This is a genomic window from Beduini sp. (assembly GCF_047239305.1).
Lineage (GTDB): Bacteria > Bacillota_I > Bacilli_A > Erysipelotrichales > Coprobacillaceae > Beduini.
Map to the genome: position 1 here is coordinate 60,148 of NZ_JBKTEM010000002.1, position 19,256 is coordinate 79,403.

Below are 19,256 nucleotides of genomic sequence, written 5' to 3' on the forward strand. Positions count from 1 at the left end.
TTACTTTTCTTTTTTGCTTGATTTTGTTAGGTTTGTAAGATAAGCATTAAAAATATAATTGAAATCTTTTTCATTGATTTCAAAAGGAATATTTGCCCATGCTTCTTTTTTTACGGCTTCAAAGAAAGGACCTAAATCTTTAGAAAGATCATCATCGGCAGATAAATACTTATGTGCTGTATATATTTGCTTCCATATTTTTAGCTGCTGCTTATAAGGAAGGGTATCTTTTGTTTGTTTAATATAATCCTGCACCTGATCACGATCGATCATTTCTTCATGGTGACAGTTATCACATCGCAAAACAAACCCTTTTGATACTTTGGAGAGTGGAAATCCCAGTAATGTCTTTTGGGTATTGTAAGTATCTATGTACCCAGGGGCAAAATGACCACAATGATTGCAGCGAATAAATCCAAGTTCTTCTAACTGTTTCTGAAATACTTTTTTCATAACCACCCTGCTTTCCATAGTCTCTATTATAATCGAAAAAGAGAGAAATGTAAAAATAAACTATCCCTAAATACCAAACAAATTTATTGCTTATTAGACATGATAGTTTTCTATTTATTTATATAAACTAAGCAATTTTTCAGTAAAATAAGAAGAAAAGAAAGTGGTACCCCTTTCTTTTTATAGTCCTTTTTTAGTTTTCAGTAATTTTATTAATATGAAAATACCCTCTATATATCAATATAATTTAATATTAGTTTGATAAATGAAATAAAATGACGAAAAATAAAGTATAAAAAAATAACTTTTTGAACTTCAAACTATTTACTTTTAACTTCAAATCATCTATAATGCTTTTGTTACTAACGAGGAGGAATAAACTTATGGTATTTGATAAAGTAAAAGAAATTATTGTGGATTCACTAAGCTGTGATGCAGATGCAGTTACATTAGAGGCAAGTTTAAAAGACGATTTAGAAGCAGATTCACTGGACGCTGTAGAATTGATCATGGCGATCGAAGAAGAATTTGATATCGAGATTCCTGATGATGTATCTACACAAATGCAGACAGTTAAAAATATTGTAGATTACATTGAAACAAATAAATAATGTTTACTCTTTCGAGTAAACTTTTTTTTAAAATAATAGTTTGAAGTTCAAAACACAAAGGAGAATATTATGAAGTTAGATATTATTAAGGAATTAATGGATAAGTTTTCTGATTCTGATATCCATAAAATGGATGTAGAATTTGATGATATAAAGATTAAATTAGAAAAAGAAGATATAAAAGAAGTAGTGATGACTCAGGCACCTGCCATGCAAATGCCTTCTCAGCCAGTTCCTGCAGCTCCTGCTTTGTCAGCACCGGTGCAAGAAGAAAGTTTCAGCGGAGAAATGGTGAAAGCACCGCTTGTAGGTGTGTTCTATTCTAAAAACTCACCGGAAGCAAAATCATTCGTAGAAGTGGGAAGTCATGTTAATGCTGGAGATACACTATGTATCATTGAAGCAATGAAGGTTATGAATGAAATTAAAGCGCCAATCAGTGGTACAGTAACAAGTATTTTAGTTAAAGATGAGGATTTAGTAGAATTTGATCAAGTATTGATGAGCATCCAAGGATAGGTGAGAATATGTTTAAGAAAATTTTAATCGCAAATAGAGGAGAAATCGCAGTTCGCATTATACGTACCTGCCATGAATTAGGAATTGAGACTGTTGCCATTTATTCAACGGCAGATGAAACATCTCTGCACGTTCAATTATCAGATGAAGCTGTATGTGTGGGTGGTCCTAAAGCGATGGACAGCTATTTAAATATGAAGAATATCTTAATGGCGGCGACGGCCTTAGGCTGTGATGCCGTTCATCCGGGATTTGGCTTCTTATCTGAGAATGCGACCTTTGCACGATTAGTAGAAGAATGCGGAATGACATTTATCGGTCCAAGCGGAGATGTTATCGACATGATGGGGAATAAATCAGCGGCTAGAAAATTAATGATCAGCGCAAAAGTTCCGGTCGTTCCCGGAAGTAAGGGAAGCATAAAAAATGCGGAAGAAGCAGTTACTTGTGCAGATGAAATCGGTTATCCTGTTTTGATTAAAGCAGCCGCCGGCGGTGGTGGGCGCGGAATGCGTAAAGCCTTCTCGAAAGATGAGATTACCCAAGCCTTTGAAACTGCCCGAGCAGAAGCAAAAGCATGCTTCAATGATGATGAAATGTATATTGAAAAACTGATTGTTGATCCAAAGCATATCGAATTTCAAATATTGGCGGATAATTTCGGCAACGTTGTTCACTTAGGAGAAAGAGATTGTTCTATCCAAAGAAGAAATCAAAAAATGATTGAAGAAGCGCCCTCTAAGGCATTAACGCCTTTATTAAGAGAAAAAATGGGAGCAGATGCAGTGAAAGCAGCAAAAGCAGCGAATTATGCTAATGCCGGGACAATCGAATTCGTTTTAGATAATAAAGGAAACTACTATTTTATTGAGATGAATACACGTATCCAAGTAGAACATCCAGTAACCGAAATGATTACCGGCATTGATTTAATCAGAGAACAAATCCGTATTGCTTCAAATCAGCCTTTGTCGCTTAAACAAAATGAAATCAAGTTAAATGGACATGCTATTGAGTGCCGTATCAATGCGGAAGACTTCAAGCATGATTTCAGACCATGTCCGGGAATTGTAGATAGTGTGCATATTCCGGGAGGATTAGGTGTTCGTATTGATACAGCACTGTACCAGGGATATCGTGTGACATCTCATTATGATTCAATGGTCGCAAAGGTCATCGTGCATGGAAATAATCGTTTGGAAGCAATCAGAAGAATGAGAAGAGTCTTGGAAGAACTTGTAATCAACGGTGTAGAAACTACTCAGGAATTACAATATTTGATCTTACATCACCCTGAATATATTAAAGGTAACTTTACCACAAGTTTTATTGAAAATAACTTAGATGAAATGGTGAGATAATGGAAGAACTATTTAAAGAGAGAAAAGAAAAATTAAATATATTTAAAGCTTTTAGAAATAAAAATTTTAAATCGGAAAAAAAAGATGTTCCTGAAGGGATTTATGTAAAGTGTACAAACTGTGGTGAAACACTGCTTAGACAAGAGTTAAAAGAACAGTTCTATGTATGTCCGCACTGTCATGAACATTTAAAAATATCGGCTCAAAGAAGATTAAAATTCTTAGTAGATAAAGGAAGTTTCAAAGAATTAAACGGAAAAATGAAATTTACCAATCCAATCGGGTTCCCCAACTATGAAAAAAAGATCAAGGATCTGCAAATAAAAACCGGGTTAAATGAAGCTGTTGTTACCGGAGTAGGAAAAATCGATAGGATGCCAGCAGTTATTGCCGTTATGGACAGTCGCTTTTTAATGGCGAGCATGGGGAACGTCGTGGGTGAAAAGATTACCCGTGCCGCAGAATATGCAACTAAAAAGAAATTACCTTTAATCATCTTCAGTGCTTCCGGAGGAGCCAGAATGCAGGAGGGAATCATTTCTTTAATGCAGATGGCAAAAACGTCTCAAGCGATTGCTAAGCATCAAAATGAAGGTCTGCTGTATATTTCTTATATTACTCATCCAACTACCGGCGGCGTAACAGCTTCCTTTGCTTCTTTAGGGGACATTATTATTGCTGAACCCAATGCACTGATTGGATTTGCCGGTCCCCGTGTCATTGAACAAACGATTAATCAAAAGCTGCCGGAAGGATTCCAAAGATCTGAATTTATGCTTAAACAGGGATTTATCGATATAGTCGTAGAAAGAAAAGAGATGCGTCAGACTTTGGCAAAGCTATTAAAGATGCATACCTTGGGAGGGAGATAAATGTCATTACAACAAGCAGAGATAAAGATTAAAGAAATCGAATTAGAACTTTTAAAACTAGAGGATCTTAAAATTCAGGGAATTGATATTGATGGAACAAGAAGTGAACTAATGAAATCTAAACAAAAGATTTTAGATGAAGCTTATGGATCAATGAATGCTTATGATCGTGTTTATTTAGCACGCCATGTCGGACGTCCAAATGTAAAAGAATATATTCAAGACATCTTTGATGATTTTATTGAAATTCATGGAGACCGTTTATATCGTGATGATGCCTCTATTTATGGTGGTATTGCAATGTTTAATGATCTGCCGGTAACGGTTATTGGAACCGTAAAAGGAAAAAGCGTAGAAGAAAACGTGCAGTGCAATTTCGGAATGGCAAGTCCCGAAGGATATCGCAAAGCCCTGCGTTTAATGAAACAGGCAGAAAAATTCAATCGTCCGATTATTACCTTTGTGGATACACCTGGTGCATATCCGGGTATCAAAGCTGAAAAGCATGGTCAGGGAGAAGCAATTGCCAGATCGATCATGGAAATGTCCATGTTAAGTGTTCCAATCATCTCAATCGTTATCGGTGAAGGCGGGAGCGGCGGAGCTTTAGCCTTGAGTGTAGCGAATCGTATTGTTATGTTGGAAAATGCAGTTTATTCTGTTTTATCACCGGAGGGATTTGCTTCTATTCTTTATAAAGACAGTTCAAAAGCAAAAGAAGCAAGTGAACTGATGAAAATCACAGCGAAAGATCTCTATGATATGCATATCGTTGATGCCATTATTAAAGAACCTGTCGGCGGAATTCAAAATAATAAAGAGTTAGTATTCTTACAGATTAAGCAATATCTTGAATCTGAACTGAAAGAATTGACAAAGAAAAGAAAATCACAGATATTAGATGAACGCTATCATAAGTTCAGGGAGATTGGTAATGGATTTGAAGAATAATCGCAAGATTGTACAAAAAGAGATCATCAGTGATTTATTGTCAAATCTGTTAAGTGACGCGATCTCCGTTGAACATCAGTATTTTAAAGGAGCTGGAATCAAAGACCTGTCGATGTCCGAAATTAATATTATTAACGCTATTGCAAAAGATGAAAATCCAACTATGAGTTCTATTGCAGAACGCTTATGCTTAACCAATGGAACGATTACAACCTCAGTAAAAAAGTTAGAAAAGAAGCTCTATGTCATACGTAAAGAAGATAATTATGATCGTCGTTATAAACATGTGTATTTAACGACTAAAGGAAAAGATATTTTTGCTTTGCATAATGCGTTTCAAGAAGAAATGGTATCACAAGTATGTGATTCTGCAGAATTGATGAAAGAGGATCATTTGATAGATCTGCTTTCTAAATTAAGTGGATTTGTTAATGATATCAAATATAAATACGAAGTGGAGAAATAGAATGAAAGGAATCAAAATCTTATCAACAGGACATTATGCACCAAGCAAAGTGGTATCCAATGATGACTTAGCGAAAGTGGTAGAAACCAGTGATGAATGGATCAAAAGCAGAACCGGGATTGCTAACCGTCATATATCTGTTGATCAAAATACATCGGAGCTAGCTTATTTAGCGGCAAAAGATGCGATTGAAAAAGGGCAGATCGATACTTCTAAGATTAAGTATATTTTAGTAGCGACCTTTACTCCGGATGACTATACTCCGTCAACGGCGTGTATCGTCCAAAAGAAGTTAGGCTTGAACGACCAAGAAATCATGGCATTTGACATTAATGCGGCTTGCAGCGGTTTTGTCTATAGTTTAAACATCATCAAAGGAATGCTTCAAAAAGATGAATATGCGATTCTTATCGGAAGTGAAGTCATTTCTAAATTAATTGACTGGCAGGATCGTGGAACTTGTATCTTATTTGGTGATGGGGCCGGAGCTGCCATTGTAGAGGGAAGTGATAACCGCTTATTCTACAGTTATAATAATTCAACGGGAAATGAAGAAGCGCTTTATTGTAAAGGCAGAACTTTCAATAATGAAACAGAAGGCTGCCTTTATATGGATGGACGTGAAGTATTCAAATTTGCTGTTGACGCTATTAATAAATCGATTGCAAACCTACTTAGTCAAAGCGGATTAACCCTTGATGAAATTGATTATGTGGTATGTCATCAGGCAAATTACCGCATCATCTCACATGTGTATAAAAAATTAAAGGCTGATCCTAGTAAATTCTTCATGAATTTACAGGAATATGGAAATACCTCAGCAGCTAGCATCCCAATGGCATTATCAGAAATGAATGAACAGGGATTATTAAAAGAAAATCAGAAAATTATTTGTGTTGGATTTGGTTCAGGACTCACTTGGGGCGCAACACTATTTGAATGGTAGAAGGAGAAAACTATGAAAATCAATGAATTATTAAATGTTAAGTATCCCCTTATCCAAGGCGGAATGGCGAATATTGCGACCGGTGAATTTGCAGCCAGTGTTTCTAATGCAGGAGCGTTAGGATTGATTGGTGCCGGAGGAATGACCACAGAGATTCTGAAAGAAAATATTCAAAAATGTAAAGAGCTGACATCTCAGCCATTCGGTGTTAATTTAATGATGCTGAATCCATATGTTGATGAAATGGCACAGTTAGTGATTGATGAAGGAATCAAAGTAGTTACTACAGGAGCAGGAAATCCGTCAAAATACATGAAAGCCTGGAAAGAAGCCGGAATTATTGTAATGCCGGTGGTACCATCTGTAGCATTAGCGAAACGTTTGGAAAGAAGCGGAGCAGATGCTGTTATCGTCGAAGGAACGGAAGCCGGAGGACATATCGGAGAACTAACAACCATGGCTTTGGTACCGCAAGTAGTTGAAGCCGTTTCAATTCCCGTGATAGCTGCCGGAGGGATTGCTTCAGGAAAACAGCTGCTTGCAGCTTATGCCTTAGGCGCTTCCGGGGTACAGGTAGGAACCTGCTTATTAGCCAGTGAAGAATGTCCGGTTCATGAAAATTATAAAAATGCCATCGTGAAAGCTAAAGATACCGATACAACTGTAACCGGAAGAATTGGCGGGACACCGGTAAGAATCATAAAAAACAGAATGGCAAAAGAATACATCAAACGTGAAAAAGAAGGGGCTTCTATGGAAGAACTGGAAACTTACACGTTAGGATCTTTAAGAAAAGCAGTATTGGAAGGCGATACTCAAAACGGATCATTGATGGCTGGACAGGTAGCCGGACTAGTTAAAGAGATCAAGCCGGTAAAAGCTATTATCGAAGATTTATTCCATGAATGTGAAGTAGAAAAAGAAAAGTTAATAAATTTTCTAGGAGAATAACCATGACAAATATCAAAATTGGCAGTAAAGAATTGACAATCCCTATTATTCAAGGGGGAATGGGGGTAGGAGTATCATTAGGAAATCTTTCCGGTCATGTTGCAAAAAATGGCGGAATGGGCGTTATTTCAACGGCTCATCCGGGATATCGTGAAGAGAACTTCTTAAAAGATACAACACACTCAAATTTAATCGCTTTAGACAAAGAAATAAAAAAAGCAAAAGCCATTGCCAATGGTAAAGGAATGGTCGCCGTAAATGTAATGGTGGCTATCACAGATTATGATGAAATGGTGAAACAATCCGTAGAATCGGGGGTTGATGCCATTATCTCCGGAGCCGGATTGCCGCTTACTTTGCCTAAACATACAAAAGATACGGATATTGCCTTAGCACCTATTGTATCCAGCGGTCGCGTGGCAGCACTGATCTGTCGTACTTGGGATAAAAAATTCAACGTTATACCTGATTTTATTGTGATTGAAGGAAGCGAAGCCGGCGGTCATCTTGGCTTTGGCAAAGATGAACTGGTTGATGGTAAAACACAAAGCTTAGAAGAAATTTTAAGAGATGTTTTCGCCGCTATTGCGCCTTACGAAGAAAAATATAATAAAAAGATTCCGGTATTTGTAGCCGGAGGAGTCTATGATGGAAAAGACATCCGTCATTTCCTTGATTTAAATGCAAGTGGAGTACAGATGGCAACACGTTTCATTGCAACGAAGGAATGTGATGCCAGCGATACCTATAAACAAATGTTTGTCGACTGTAAAAAAGAAGATATCGTTATTGTAAAATCACCGGTAGGTATGCCGGGAAGGGCAATGCGTACAAAACTGATTGATCGCTTAGCAGATGGAGAAACGATTCCATTGACTCATTGTTTTAACTGTTTAAAACCGTGTGACCCTAAAACAACGCCTTATTGTATTTCAATGGCATTAATCAATGCTGTTAAGGGAGATGTGGATCAGGGATTAGTTTTCTGCGGAAGCAATGCCTACCGTATAGAAGCTATTCAATCGGTGGATACATTAATCAGTGAATTATTAAAGGAATGTGAGGAATAATCATGAAAATTGGTTTTATATATGCCGGACAGGGAAGTCAGGTTGTAGGAATGGGAAAATCTTTCTACGATCATTATGAAACAGCTAGAAAAATAATGGATTCGATCCAGATTGATTTTGATGTTAAAGATCTATGCTTCAACGGACCAATCGACGTATTGTCACAGACACAGTATACCCAACCCTGCATGGTTGCCTGTGCAATCATGGCAACAGAATTATTAAAGGAAAATGGGATTGAACCTGCTATGTCAGCAGGACTCAGCTTAGGAGAATATTCTGCCTTATACAGTGCCGGGGTAATGGACGCAAAAACAACGATTGATTTAGTTCGCTTTAGAGGACAAGCTATGGAAGAAGCAGCAAAAGGTATTGAAAGCAAGATGGTTGCAGTCTTAGGGCTTGATCGTGAAACCTTACAAAAATGTGTAGAAGAAGCAAGTGCCTATGGCGTTGTTCAAATTGCAAACTACAACTGTCCGGGACAATTAGTCATTGGCGGAGAAGCAAAAGCGGTCGATAAAGCAGCGAAGCTGGCTTTAGAAAACAAAGCCAGAAGAGCCTTGCCATTGAACACAAGCGGACCATTCCATACATCATTATTAGAAAAAGCAAGTATTGCCTTAGCCAATAAATTTAAAGAAGTAACATTTCATGAGATGCGTATGCCAGTTATCTTTAATTCAACTGCCAAACCATTGGAAGCAAACAGTACCATTGCAGAGATGCTGACAAGACAAGTAAAGTCTTCTGTTTATTTTGAAGACAGTGTACGTTATATGCTATCACAGGGCGTAGACACTTTTATTGAGATCGGACCGGGAAAAGTATTGAGCGGGTTTATTAGAAAAATTGATAAAACGATCAAATGCTGTCAAGTGGAAGACCAAGAATCGTTAGAGAAAACTTTAAAAGAATTAAAAGGAGAAAAATAATGGATTTAACAAATAAAATTGCCTTAGTCACTGGGGGTAGTCAAGGAATCGGTAAAGCGGTATGTCTTAAACTGGCACAGCTGGGAGCTAATATTGCGATCAATTATATCGATTTTGGAAACAATAAAGCGATTGCCAAAGAAACACAGAAAGAAATTGAAGCATTAGGTGTAAAAGCGATGATTGTCAGTGCCGATGTTTCTTCATTCGAAGATACTGAAGCTATGTTTGCAGAAGTAATGGAAGCGTTTGGCAGAATTGATATCTTAGTCAATAATGCCGGAATTACAAAAGATAATTTAATGATGCGTATGAAAGAAGCAGATTTCGATGCTGTTATCAATGTCAATTTAAAAGGAACATGGAACTGTATGAAGCATGTTACACGCATTATGATGAAACAAAAATACGGAAAAATCATCTCAATGGCTTCTGTTGTAGGTGTAATGGGGAATGCCGGTCAAGTCAACTATTCAGCAAGTAAAGCCGGAGTAATCGGGATGACCATGTCATTAGCCAGAGAATTAGCCAGCCGCGGAATTAATGTTAATGCAGTTGCCCCAGGATTTATCCAAACCGATATGACAGCTGTTTTAAGTGATGAAGTAAAAGCAGATCTAGCTAAGAATATTCCTTTAGGAACATTGGGAACAGTAGAAGATGTCGCAAATACAGTCGCCTTTTTAGCGAGTGATGAATCAAAATATATTACAGGCCAAGTCATTCATGTCGATGGCGGAATGGCAATGTAGGAGGAGTAAACGAATGAAAAGACGTGTAGTAATTACTGGAATAGGGGCAGTGAGTCCAATCGGAAATACTGCTCCTGTCATGTGGGAAGCGGTAAAAGAAGGAAAATGCGGAATTGATTTCATTAAAGGATATGATACAACCAATCAGCGTGTTAAAGTAGCCGGTGAAGTAAAAAATTTAGTAGTAGAAGACTTTATTGATAAAAAGTCAGCTAAGAAAATGGATCGTTTCACTCAACTAGCAATGATTGCATCAAAAGAAGCCTTTGCAGATTCACAAATCAACATTGATGAAATTGATGCTGCCCGCTTTGGCTGCATCATTTCCAGCGGAATCGGCGGATTGCAAACAATCGAAAGAGAACACAGCAAAGCATTAGCCAAAGGATATGATCGTGTATCTCCTTTCTATATTCCGATGGTGATCACAAACTTAGCTGCAGGTAATGTCGCTATTGAAGTGGGAGCGAAAGGTATGTGCTCTTGTGTCGTGACTGCCTGTGCCGGAGGAACGAATTGTATCGGAGACGCTTTTAGAAATATTCGTGATGGGTATCAAGAAATCATGTTAGCCGGAGGAAGTGAAGCAGCGGTTACACCATTAGGAATTGGCGGCTTTACTTCAATGAAAGCATTAAGTGAATCGACAGATCCAATGCGTGCATCTATTCCTTTCGATAAAGAACGTAACGGCTTCGTTATGGGAGAGGGTGCCGGAATCGTTATTTTAGAAGAATTAGAACACGCTAAAAAACGTGGCGCCAAGATTTATGGAGAAGTGATCGGCTATGGATCAACATGTGATGCTTATCATATTACGGCTCCTTCACCGGACGGAGAAGGCGGAGCCAGAGCTATGAAAGAAGCCATTGCAGATGCCAATATTGAAACCGATATGATTCAATATATCAATGCTCATGGGACTTCTACAGCAATGAATGATAAAGGAGAAACAGCTGCTATTAAAGCAACGTTCAAAGATCACGCTTATAAATTAGCTGTATCTTCAACTAAATCTATGACAGGACATTTATTAGGGGCAACCGGAGCAATCGAAGCGATTATCACGACGAAAGCTTTGCAGGATGGATTTATCCCCGCAACAATCAACTATCAGGTTCCTGATGAAGACTGTGATTTAGATATTGTGCCAAATACCGGCAGAGTTCAGGATATCGAATATGCCATCAGTAACTCATTAGGTTTTGGCGGACATAATGCCACGTTAGTATTCAAAAAGTATAAAGGAGAATAACTATGGAATTAAACAGTAACCAGATTCAGGAAATCCTGCCGCATCGCTATCCCTTTGCTTTAGTGGATAGAATTACAGATTATCAGCCGGGAGAATATGCAAAAGGAATTAAATGTGTCAGTGTCAACGAGATGCAGTTTTGCGGACACTTCCCCCAACAGCATGTCATGCCAGGCGTATTGATTGTTGAAGCTTTAGCCCAAGTAGGTGCTGTGGCAATCTTATCGGTTGAAGAAAACAAAGGAAAGATCGCTTTATTTGCAGGAATTAACAACTGTAAATTTAAACAACAGGTAATCCCCGGAGACGTTCTTGAATTAGAGTGTACTTTGATCAAGAAAAAGGGACCTATTGGAATCGGAGAAGCAATCGCAAAAGTAAATGGCAAAGTAGCAGTGAAAGCAGAATTGACTTTTGCAGTACAGCAGTAATCATGTTTCATATTTTACATTTTGAATCTATTGACTCTACCAATACTTATGCTAAAGCGAATATCACAAATTTAAATCATTATGATGTTATTTGGGCAGATTATCAAACTCGTGGACGTGGAAGAAGAGATCATCAATGGATGGCACCTAAAATGGCACATGTCATGACGAGTATTATCATAAAAGAAGAGATTGAAGCAAATCGCATACAGCAGCTGACTCAAGTGTGTGCGGTGAGTGTATGGCAGTTGTGTCAATCACTGGGAATAAAAGCAAAAATTAAATGGCCCAATGACATTTATGTCAAAGATAAAAAACTGGTTGGAATCTTGATTGAATCTGTTTTTGAAAAAGAACTTCAAGGGATCGTAATCGGGACTGGCATCAATGTAAAGGACGAGGGATTACCCTCTAGTGCAGTCTGCCTGCAGTCTTTAGGAAGTCCATTAGGCATAAAAGAGACATTAGACAGCTTTCTGCATTATTTTAATGAGAATTATCAGCTGTTTAAAGCAGGAGAATATGAGCAGTTATTAAAGATCGCTAATGAACATGCCTATTTAAAAAATAAAACCGTATATTTACAGGAATACGGTAAGGTTGAGATAGGAAATCTTTTAGCTGATGGACGTATTGAGATAATTAAGGATGATCAGCTGCATTACATACATGTCAATGAATTCAGTCTGGCAAAGAAGTGATAAAACCACTTCTTTTTTCTTTAAGCAAAAAAGTTATGCTATAATGGGAGAAATAAAATAAAAAATAACACATAACAGACATATTTAAGCACATAATGACAGGACACAGTAAGCCTAGACTATTAAAATGATATTAGGAGGTAAAGAAGATGGATTGGACTGAAGCTTTAAAAAGAGCAGTAAATTATATAGAGGAACATCTTTTAGAGGATATTAGTATCAATGACATCGCTGAAAATGTCTATGTTTCTTCCTTTCATTTTCAGCGCGGATTTAAATTAATGACGGGTTATACCATCAATGAATATATAAAAAATCGTCGACTTTATTTAGCGGCTTTAGAATATACCGGCAGTGATGTAAAAGTCATAGATTTAGCTTATAAATATGGGTATGACACTCCTGAAAGCTTCACTAAGGCATTTAGTCGTTTTCATGGGGTTTCCCCCAGTCAATTGAAGCGAGATACTAAAAAAATAAAGCCCTTTTTACCTCTGAAGATTTCAATATCTATTAAAGGGGGAAATGACATGGATTATGTGGTAGAAAAAATGAATAGTTTTAAAGTAATCGGAATAGAAAAAAGTATTTCCTATGAGACATCCTATCAGGAGATTCCGATGTTTTGGAATGAATTTAAGATAAATTGCTGTCAAGACCAAGTTACGAAAGAAATGATTGAGCGGTTTAACATTGGTGAATTTGGAATCTGCATTAATACTCAAACAGATAAGGATAGGTTTTATTATATGATTGCCGGAATATATGAGGGAGGATATATTCCGGAGGGGTTAAAAGTATTAGAAATTCCAAATGCCGTTTGGGTAAAATTTAGATGCAGCGGATCTTTGCCGGGTGCCTTACAATCAGTCAATACTAAAATTTATAAAGAATGGCTTCCGGGAAATCCTCATTATGAGTTAGATTTAGATATTAACTTAGAATATTATTCTATCGGTGAAACCACTGCATCGAATTATAAAAGCGAGATCTGGCTGCCGGTAAAAGAAAGGTAAAAGCGATGAAATATTTTGGTCAGCAACAGGGAGAAATGCATAAACAATTAGCCCGTATTATTTATAAACCAGAAAAGATAGAAGAAGCTAAGCAGCTTTTTCTCGATCTGCATGCCTTGCTGCATATGGGGGCAGTCACTCAAACTTCTGAAAATGAAGTCGATCAGCTATTGTACGATCTTAAAGAGGAAGAATATGCGATTATGCCGACAAAAAAAGATGAAACGATTGCATGGGTACTGTGGCATACTGCCCGAATTGAGGATTTAACAATGGGGATATTAGTCGGAGTGGGACAGCAGATTTTTAATGAAGAGTGGCAAAAGAAGATGAATGTCAGCATAAAAGATACGGGTAATGCTTTAAATGATGATGAAATTATGGAACTTAGTCATCAAATACATATTCCAACACTTATAGAATATCGCAATGAAGTTGGCAAAAGAACTCAGCAGATTGTCAGTCAGCTTCAAGCTGAGGATATACATCGTATGGTATCTTCAAAAGGAATCCGACAAATCAAGGAAACAGGCGGAGTTACTTCTCAGCAAGATTCGATTTGGCTGTTGGATTATTGGGGGAGCAAGGATATAGCGGGATTATTGTTAATGCCGCCCAGCCGACATCTCATTATGCACTTTAATGCCTGTGTGAAATGGAAACAGCAAATCCGTATACGTAATCAATTTTTTCGCCAATAAAAAGGATGCATCACGCATCCTTTATTTGTTGTCTTTAATATATTGTTCAATATTTTCTTGTACGATACTAAATGGAGCCGTTCCGCTTTCCAGTAAAGCAGTATTAAATCCTATTTCAGTAAACTTGCTTCCTAAATCTTTTTCTGCTTTATCTTTAAGTTCTCTGATTTCCATATACCCTACATAGTAAGAAAGGAATGCACCGGGATCACCTTGAATTTGATCATAGATTGCATCGACAGAAGATACACTTAATCCATTGTCGCTCAAGAATTTTTCAGTTTCAGCTTTATCCCAGCCATGATAGTGAATCCCAATATCCATCAAGGCAATGAGTGTATTCTGATATATTTCTAAATCACGATACAATTCTCTTAGATTATTATTGATATCGAGACTGTCTAATGCTTCAAACTCTACATAGGTCGCATAACCTTCGGTATAGCCTAGCATATTGACACAAGTATTCAGGTAATTGCTGTTAATGTTCTGCTTTGTGTAGTTCATTTGATACATATGCCCCGGAATTCCTTCGTGAGCAATCGTTTTAAAGGTACTGATATCATTGACATTACCGCTTGTCATATTAACACGGATAACATCGGGATGCGTATTGTCAATCGGTGAGTTCATATAATACGCTGCAATCCCGTTATTTGCTGTTTCTTCCGGCAATGCCCGAATATTATAAGGAACATCGTTGATGGTTGGAAAGTTATCCTTGCTCCAAGTATTCAGATCTTTCAGCATGCTCTCAAAGTCAGTATAGTTCGTCTTTGTTGTTCCTTCATAATAATCATCATAAGCACTAGGACTTCTTTGTGCTGTTTTTTGAGCACTGGCAATACTTTTTTGCGCTAAAGATTTCAATGCTTTTTCAGCGTCAGAGACAGACTTATTGGAAGCCGTCTTTGCTTTAAATAAATACTCATAGTATTCCTTACCATTTTCAACGTTAGCTAATCCCATTGAATTATTGTCATCTGATTTAAAAGTTGTCAAAGTATCGACAATATTCTGATAAGCAGGTAGGAATGAATTGATAAAAGCCGCTCTTGTTTGTGTGATATAATCATTTTTTGTACTTTCGTCGATGCCTTCAAATTCATTGATGCTTTTACTCAAGGCATCAAGAATAGAACTGTTTTCCCCATTTTCCAAAATCTTATTACAATATTCCACAACACTGTCAATTGTTGCGTTAGACATCATATACCCATTCTCTTTTTGTTTTTGAGTATAACCTAATGTATCAGCCAAATAACGAGGAACATCATTCATTAAAGTGATCATGTCTTGAATATCACGTTCCGTATAGAAAATAAAATCACTGAAAATAGTTGGAAATTGAGACTGCATCCCCTGCATTGGAGAAAATGCATTAGAGATATAATCAAATTTTTCATTAACGCCCTCTTCAGCAAGTGCAATCTGATAATTGATGATATCATAAGTTAATTGCTGATCCGCTGTCAAAGCAGAACGGTTAAATGTTTTAAATTCCTTTTTTGTTTCTTCAAAGTCATCTAATGATTCTTGAATAGCTTCATCAGTGAAATCATCACCGAATGAGACCTCTACTTCATCACGGTTAACTCCGTACTTTTCCGGATCAATGACACTGTAATGCATATTAAGATAATTTGATGAAATGTAATCTACAAATTCAGCGTTAACAAATTCATCAAATTTTTTCTGAGCCTCAGGATCTTCCCCGCTTTTCTTTTGACAGCCAGTTAATGTCAGAAATAAGGCTAGAACTAAAGATAGTATAACTGATTTTTTCATGGTAACCCTCCTTAAAGTGATTATACACCATTTCATAGGAAATTATTAGTAGTGGTATCGTTTTTTAGCGCGTTGTTTTCTTCTTTTTCTTCGTACGAAGTATCTTAAAGCAAATAATCCCGCTATCACTAAAATAAGGAGAATCAAGATAATGCTCAAAATAATAAGAATAAAGTCAAAAATATCAAACTTAAATATTTTAGTATTCAAATAGACATTCGTCGTTGATAATACTTTTCCATCTTGTTTATATTCAAGCTTTCCAATGACATCTCCTTTAACTGCTTCTTTACTGATGGGTTCAAGGGTAATCTCTGCATTAATTGGATATTGAACCATATCTTTATAAGCCGTTACACTTTCAGGAATGTCGCATGCATAGAAATGTTTGGCAGAAAAGTGATAATTACTTGGTAAGGCTGCTTCTGGAATAGGAATATTGATACTCAATGTGGATTGTGCGGTATAATGCTCAAAGCCATAATTGAATAGGGTCTGCGATTCTTGAAAGTTGGTCTTGCTGTCAGGTAATCCAAAAGCAGCAACGATTAATTCCACATCCCCTCTTTTGGCATAGGAAATCAAAGTAAGATTGGCTTCCTCGGTATACCCGGTCTTAGAAGCTTGAATGCCTTCTACGTAATATGGAGATTCATTGTAAATCAAGGAATTATGTGTATAAAGTTCTCTTTCTTCATGTTTGTTTGTCGCGGGAATCACATATTCATCCGTGGATAAATATTTAGTAAATCCATCAACGTTGATCCCTTGACGCATAATCATCGCAAGATCATATGGCGTTGTATAGTGATTATCATCATGTAATCCATGGGGGTTGGCAAAATGAGTGTTCTTAGCTCCTGCATCATTCGCTTCTTTATTCATCATTTCAATAAACTGATCATAGGTACCGCCGACCGCCTCGGCAATGCCGTTACAGGCGTCATTTGCTGAAGGAATTCCGGCAGCATACAAAGCATCTTCCATTTGAATGACTTCGCCCGGTTCTAAAGCGATATTGCTGGCACCGTCTTCCAAAGAGAAAACATCGAAATCAGAAACGGTAAAAGATTTTTGGATATCCCCGTATTTTAGGGCTAACAGAATCGTCATAATTTTAGTAGTGCTTGCCGGATAAACCTTTTGATCTACGTTTTTACCATATAGAACGGTTCCGGTTTTGGCATCCATAATAATATAAGCAGGAGCCGTAACATCAGGCTCCGGTTGTGTATCCTCTGCATGAATTGGTTGGAGCTGTGTCAGAATCATTAGTCCAACAATCAAAAGTGTTAATATTTTTCTAGACATTATCATTCTTCCTTTCAATACATTAAAGGTATTATAAAAGCATCATTTTGTCTAGTTAAATATATCATTATTTGTCATAATTTAGCATAAATGAAATGATTGCTTTTCATCAATCCTTTTAAAAATATTTATTAATAAATAAAGAGTGTGCTATAATGAAAACAAGAAACTAGATGGAGGTTTATGAATGAAAGCATATCAAAAAGAAAATGATTATTCTTATACTTTAGGTGTTTTTCCTACCATCGAATTATTGAAAAATAAACCAAAACAAGTGACTCGTATTATTCTTCATTCTCAGGCGGATAAAAACAGCGGTATACCGGTGATCAAAGAACTTTGTGCTAAGGAAAGTATTCCTATTGAGATAAGCGATAAAACGATTAATAAGCTTAGTAAAAAGGGTAACTGCTATGCAATAGGTGTTTTCAATAAATATCAGACAGTCTTAAAAGAAGCCCATCATGTCGTATTAGTTAATCCTGGCGATATGGGCAATATGGGAACAATTATTCGTACGATGCTTGGTTTTGGTTATCGTCATCTTGCCATTATACGACCGGGCGTAGATGTGTTTGATCCTAAAGTTATTCGTGCTTCAATGGGGGCTATCTTCAATATGAATATTCAGTATTTCGATAGCTTTGAAACCTATCGGGATCAGTTTTCTGCTCATCAGATGTATCCATTGATGCTGAAAGGGGCAAAAAACATTCATCAGTTAGAGATTACCGATCAGTATCACAGTCTGGTCTTTGGAAATGAAAGCAGTGGACTGCCGGATCATTATCTAAACTATGGACAGAGTGTCTTTATCCCGCACACAGGGTTAATTGATTCACTCAATTTATCTATGGCATTGGGAATTGCATTATCACATTTTTCTAAGCGGCAGTTTGAAGCCATGTCCGTATTGGAATTTGAATCAGCAATAAAAAATAAACATATATAGGGGGAAAGAATATGTATAACTTTGATGAAGTTGTTGAAAGAAAAGGAACCGATTCCGTAAAATGGGATCAGACAAAAACAAAAGGATATCCTGAAGATATTATCCCAATGTGGGTAGCGGATATGGATTTTAAAACATTGCCGGATATCAATGAAGCGATTAAAGAACGTGCTGAACATGGTATTTTTGGCTATACCTTTGTAGGCGATACATATCTGGAGGCAGTCTGCGGCTGGATGAAAAACAGACATCAGTTTGATGTGGAAAAAGACTGGATCATCACAACACCCGGTGTTGTAACGGCATTAAAGATTGCGGTACTGGCATATACTCAAAAAGATGATGCTATCATTATTAATAAGCCGGTCTATTATCCATTTGATTTTTCTATTAAAAACAATGGACGTAAAATCATTGAAAACCCTATGATTTATCAAAATGGACAATATACTGTGGATTATGAAGATTTTGAAAAGAAAATTGTTGATCACAATGTTAAGATGTTTATCTTATGTAATCCGTATAATCCAATCGGTAAGGTATGGACTAAAGATGAACTAAAGAAAATCGGAGATATCTGTAAGAAGCATAATGTATTAGTAGTTGCCGATGAAATTCATCAGGATTTCATTTATAAAGGTTATCAGCATATTCCTTTCTATAATGTTGATGAAAGCTATAAAGATTTTTCTATCATCTGTACTGCACCAAGTAAAACATTTAATTTAGCCGGACTGCAGACATCCAATATCATTATTGCCAATCAAGAACTGCGTGAAAAGTTTATTGCGACTAAAGAAAATTCCGGGGTTACAAATCCTAATATTTTCGGATTGATTGCATGTCAGACCGCTTATAATAAAGGGGCTCAATGGGTGGATGAATTAGTGAGTTATTTGGAAGCCAATATTGATTTTATGGTAGACTATTTTGAAAAGCATATGCCGATGTGCAAAGTGATTCGTCCGCAGGGATTGTATCTGGTATGGGTTGATTTTACGGCTTTAGGTTTAGACCATGAAGCACTGGAAAAATTTATGCTTGAAACAGCTAAGCTGTGGCTGGATGAAGGGTATATCTTCGGAACCGGCGGAGCAGGATTTGAAAGATTCAATGTCGCTTGTCCTCGCTCTATCTTAGAAACAGCTTTAAAACAATTATCCATTGCGATTGAAACATTATCTGCCAAATAGGCAGATTTTTGTTTTCTAAAA

21 protein-coding genes are annotated in these 19,256 nt (G+C 36.9%); 18 read left to right on the plus strand and 3 right to left on the minus strand.

The window, feature by feature from the left end; translation table 11 throughout:
- Entirely contained in the window at nt 1-453 is a 453-nt protein-coding gene (locus ACLRVU_RS04065; RefSeq protein WP_412890791.1) for a hypothetical protein, read from the minus strand.
- A 383-nt stretch (nt 454-836) separates the two neighbouring features.
- On the opposite strand from ACLRVU_RS04065, the gene acpP reads away from it, so the two are divergent.
- The 16 genes from acpP to ACLRVU_RS04145 all read left to right on the plus strand — a co-directional run bounded on the left by acpP (nt 837) and on the right by ACLRVU_RS04145 (nt 13,991).
- Entirely contained in the window at nt 837-1,064 is a 228-nt protein-coding gene (gene acpP, locus ACLRVU_RS04070; RefSeq protein ID WP_147549772.1) for an acyl carrier protein, read from the plus strand.
- 69 nt (nt 1,065-1,133) lie between these two features.
- The gene (accB, locus tag ACLRVU_RS04075) at nt 1,134-1,583 is read left to right on the plus strand and encodes an acetyl-CoA carboxylase biotin carboxyl carrier protein (RefSeq protein ID WP_412890792.1); all 450 of its coding nucleotides are present in this window, start codon (nt 1,134-1,136) and stop codon (nt 1,581-1,583) included.
- A gap of 8 nt (nt 1,584-1,591) precedes the next feature.
- Nucleotides 1,592-2,944, plus strand: coding sequence for an acetyl-CoA carboxylase biotin carboxylase subunit (accC, locus tag ACLRVU_RS04080; protein WP_412890793.1), 1,353 nt, complete (start codon nt 1,592-1,594; stop codon nt 2,942-2,944).
- Nucleotides 2,944-3,816, plus strand: a complete 873-nt coding sequence (gene accD, locus ACLRVU_RS04085; RefSeq protein ID WP_412890794.1) for an acetyl-CoA carboxylase, carboxyltransferase subunit beta — start codon at nt 2,944-2,946, stop codon at nt 3,814-3,816. Before accC ends, accD begins: the two co-directional genes overlap by 1 nt.
- On the plus strand, nt 3,817-4,767 hold the full coding sequence (locus tag ACLRVU_RS04090) for an acetyl-CoA carboxylase carboxyltransferase subunit alpha (protein ID WP_147549761.1): 951 nt from the start codon (nt 3,817-3,819) through the stop codon (nt 4,765-4,767). It begins immediately after the preceding gene.
- A complete protein-coding gene (locus ACLRVU_RS04095; RefSeq protein WP_412096601.1) occupies nt 4,751-5,233 on the plus strand; it encodes a MarR family winged helix-turn-helix transcriptional regulator in 483 nt (160 codons plus the stop codon). Before ACLRVU_RS04090 ends, ACLRVU_RS04095 begins: the two co-directional genes overlap by 17 nt.
- Nucleotide 5,234: 1 nt before the next feature.
- Nucleotides 5,235-6,179, plus strand: coding sequence for a beta-ketoacyl-ACP synthase III (locus ACLRVU_RS04100; RefSeq protein ID WP_412890795.1), 945 nt, complete (start codon nt 5,235-5,237; stop codon nt 6,177-6,179).
- A 12-nt stretch (nt 6,180-6,191) separates the two neighbouring features.
- Nucleotides 6,192-7,130 carry a DUF561 domain-containing protein gene (locus ACLRVU_RS04105; protein WP_412890796.1) on the plus strand — a complete coding sequence of 313 codons (939 nt, stop codon included), beginning with the start codon at nt 6,192-6,194 and terminating at the stop codon, nt 7,128-7,130.
- 2 nt (nt 7,131-7,132) lie between these two features.
- Nucleotides 7,133-8,200 carry an NAD(P)H-dependent flavin oxidoreductase gene (locus ACLRVU_RS04110; RefSeq protein WP_412890797.1) on the plus strand — a complete coding sequence of 356 codons (1,068 nt, stop codon included), beginning with the start codon at nt 7,133-7,135 and terminating at the stop codon, nt 8,198-8,200.
- Nucleotides 8,201-8,202: 2 nt separating this feature from the next.
- Entirely contained in the window at nt 8,203-9,135 is a 933-nt protein-coding gene (fabD, locus tag ACLRVU_RS04115; protein ID WP_412890798.1) for an ACP S-malonyltransferase, read from the plus strand.
- The gene (gene fabG, locus ACLRVU_RS04120) at nt 9,135-9,887 is read left to right on the plus strand and encodes a 3-oxoacyl-[acyl-carrier-protein] reductase (protein ID WP_412890799.1); all 753 of its coding nucleotides are present in this window, start codon (nt 9,135-9,137) and stop codon (nt 9,885-9,887) included. Before fabD ends, fabG begins: the two co-directional genes overlap by 1 nt.
- Before the next feature lie 13 nt (nt 9,888-9,900).
- Nucleotides 9,901-11,142 carry a beta-ketoacyl-ACP synthase II gene (gene fabF / locus ACLRVU_RS04125; protein WP_412890800.1) on the plus strand — a complete coding sequence of 414 codons (1,242 nt, stop codon included), beginning with the start codon at nt 9,901-9,903 and terminating at the stop codon, nt 11,140-11,142.
- Between the two features lie 2 nt (nt 11,143-11,144).
- Nucleotides 11,145-11,573: a 3-hydroxyacyl-ACP dehydratase FabZ gene (fabZ, locus tag ACLRVU_RS04130; RefSeq protein ID WP_147549737.1), complete on the plus strand. Its 429-nt coding sequence runs from the start codon at nt 11,145-11,147 to the stop codon at nt 11,571-11,573.
- Nucleotides 11,574-11,575: 2 nt separating this feature from the next.
- On the plus strand, nt 11,576-12,274 hold the full coding sequence (locus ACLRVU_RS04135) for a biotin--[acetyl-CoA-carboxylase] ligase (RefSeq protein WP_412890801.1): 699 nt from the start codon (nt 11,576-11,578) through the stop codon (nt 12,272-12,274).
- A gap of 149 nt (nt 12,275-12,423) precedes the next feature.
- Nucleotides 12,424-13,290, plus strand: coding sequence for an AraC family transcriptional regulator (locus ACLRVU_RS04140; RefSeq protein WP_412890802.1), 867 nt, complete (start codon nt 12,424-12,426; stop codon nt 13,288-13,290).
- A gap of 5 nt (nt 13,291-13,295) precedes the next feature.
- Complete coding sequence (locus ACLRVU_RS04145; RefSeq protein ID WP_412890803.1) at nt 13,296-13,991, plus strand: DinB family protein; 696 nt, start codon at nt 13,296-13,298, stop codon at nt 13,989-13,991.
- 21 nt (nt 13,992-14,012) lie between these two features.
- Here the strand turns inward: ACLRVU_RS04145 and ACLRVU_RS04150 are convergent, their stop codons facing one another.
- Together ACLRVU_RS04150 and ACLRVU_RS04155 are read right to left on the minus strand one after the other, a co-directional pair.
- Nucleotides 14,013-15,779 carry a DUF885 domain-containing protein gene (locus ACLRVU_RS04150; protein ID WP_412890804.1) on the minus strand — a complete coding sequence of 589 codons (1,767 nt, stop codon included), beginning with the start codon at nt 15,777-15,779 and terminating at the stop codon, nt 14,013-14,015.
- 45 nt (nt 15,780-15,824) lie between these two features.
- On the minus strand, nt 15,825-17,090 hold the full coding sequence (locus tag ACLRVU_RS04155) for a D-alanyl-D-alanine carboxypeptidase family protein (protein ID WP_412890805.1): 1,266 nt from the start codon (nt 17,088-17,090) through the stop codon (nt 15,825-15,827).
- Between the two features lie 187 nt (nt 17,091-17,277).
- Here ACLRVU_RS04155 and ACLRVU_RS04160 point away from each other — a divergent pair, with 187 nt between their 5' ends.
- Together ACLRVU_RS04160 and ACLRVU_RS04165 are read left to right on the plus strand one after the other, a co-directional pair.
- Nucleotides 17,278-18,042 carry a TrmH family RNA methyltransferase gene (locus ACLRVU_RS04160; RefSeq protein WP_412890806.1) on the plus strand — a complete coding sequence of 255 codons (765 nt, stop codon included), beginning with the start codon at nt 17,278-17,280 and terminating at the stop codon, nt 18,040-18,042.
- Between the two features lie 11 nt (nt 18,043-18,053).
- Nucleotides 18,054-19,235 carry a MalY/PatB family protein gene (locus tag ACLRVU_RS04165; RefSeq protein ID WP_412890807.1) on the plus strand — a complete coding sequence of 394 codons (1,182 nt, stop codon included), beginning with the start codon at nt 18,054-18,056 and terminating at the stop codon, nt 19,233-19,235.
- The last annotated feature ends 21 nt before the right edge of the window (nt 19,236-19,256 follow it).

Excerpts from the sequence above, each read along its gene's own strand:
- ACLRVU_RS04065 (WP_412890791.1), bottom strand. The coding sequence starts at position 453 with ATGAAAAAAGTATTTCAGAAACAGTTAGAAGAACTTGGATTTATTCGC.
- acpP (WP_147549772.1), top strand. The coding sequence starts at position 837 with ATGGTATTTGATAAAGTAAAAGAAATTATTGTGGATTCACTAAGCTGT.
- accB (WP_412890792.1), top strand. The coding sequence starts at position 1,134 with ATGAAGTTAGATATTATTAAGGAATTAATGGATAAGTTTTCTGATTCT.
- accC (WP_412890793.1), top strand. The coding sequence starts at position 1,592 with ATGTTTAAGAAAATTTTAATCGCAAATAGAGGAGAAATCGCAGTTCGC.
- accD (WP_412890794.1), top strand. The coding sequence starts at position 2,944 with ATGGAAGAACTATTTAAAGAGAGAAAAGAAAAATTAAATATATTTAAA.
- ACLRVU_RS04090 (WP_147549761.1), top strand. The coding sequence starts at position 3,817 with ATGTCATTACAACAAGCAGAGATAAAGATTAAAGAAATCGAATTAGAA.
- ACLRVU_RS04095 (WP_412096601.1), top strand. The coding sequence starts at position 4,751 with ATGGATTTGAAGAATAATCGCAAGATTGTACAAAAAGAGATCATCAGT.
- ACLRVU_RS04100 (WP_412890795.1), top strand. The coding sequence starts at position 5,235 with ATGAAAGGAATCAAAATCTTATCAACAGGACATTATGCACCAAGCAAA.
- ACLRVU_RS04105 (WP_412890796.1), top strand. The coding sequence starts at position 6,192 with ATGAAAATCAATGAATTATTAAATGTTAAGTATCCCCTTATCCAAGGC.
- ACLRVU_RS04110 (WP_412890797.1), top strand. The coding sequence starts at position 7,133 with ATGACAAATATCAAAATTGGCAGTAAAGAATTGACAATCCCTATTATT.
- fabD (WP_412890798.1), top strand. The coding sequence starts at position 8,203 with ATGAAAATTGGTTTTATATATGCCGGACAGGGAAGTCAGGTTGTAGGA.
- fabG (WP_412890799.1), top strand. The coding sequence starts at position 9,135 with ATGGATTTAACAAATAAAATTGCCTTAGTCACTGGGGGTAGTCAAGGA.
- fabF (WP_412890800.1), top strand. The coding sequence starts at position 9,901 with ATGAAAAGACGTGTAGTAATTACTGGAATAGGGGCAGTGAGTCCAATC.
- fabZ (WP_147549737.1), top strand. The coding sequence starts at position 11,145 with ATGGAATTAAACAGTAACCAGATTCAGGAAATCCTGCCGCATCGCTAT.
- ACLRVU_RS04135 (WP_412890801.1), top strand. The coding sequence starts at position 11,576 with ATGTTTCATATTTTACATTTTGAATCTATTGACTCTACCAATACTTAT.
- ACLRVU_RS04140 (WP_412890802.1), top strand. The coding sequence starts at position 12,424 with ATGGATTGGACTGAAGCTTTAAAAAGAGCAGTAAATTATATAGAGGAA.
- ACLRVU_RS04145 (WP_412890803.1), top strand. The coding sequence starts at position 13,296 with ATGAAATATTTTGGTCAGCAACAGGGAGAAATGCATAAACAATTAGCC.
- ACLRVU_RS04150 (WP_412890804.1), bottom strand. The coding sequence starts at position 15,779 with ATGAAAAAATCAGTTATACTATCTTTAGTTCTAGCCTTATTTCTGACA.
- ACLRVU_RS04155 (WP_412890805.1), bottom strand. The coding sequence starts at position 17,090 with ATGTCTAGAAAAATATTAACACTTTTGATTGTTGGACTAATGATTCTG.
- ACLRVU_RS04160 (WP_412890806.1), top strand. The coding sequence starts at position 17,278 with ATGAAAGCATATCAAAAAGAAAATGATTATTCTTATACTTTAGGTGTT.
- ACLRVU_RS04165 (WP_412890807.1), top strand. The coding sequence starts at position 18,054 with ATGTATAACTTTGATGAAGTTGTTGAAAGAAAAGGAACCGATTCCGTA.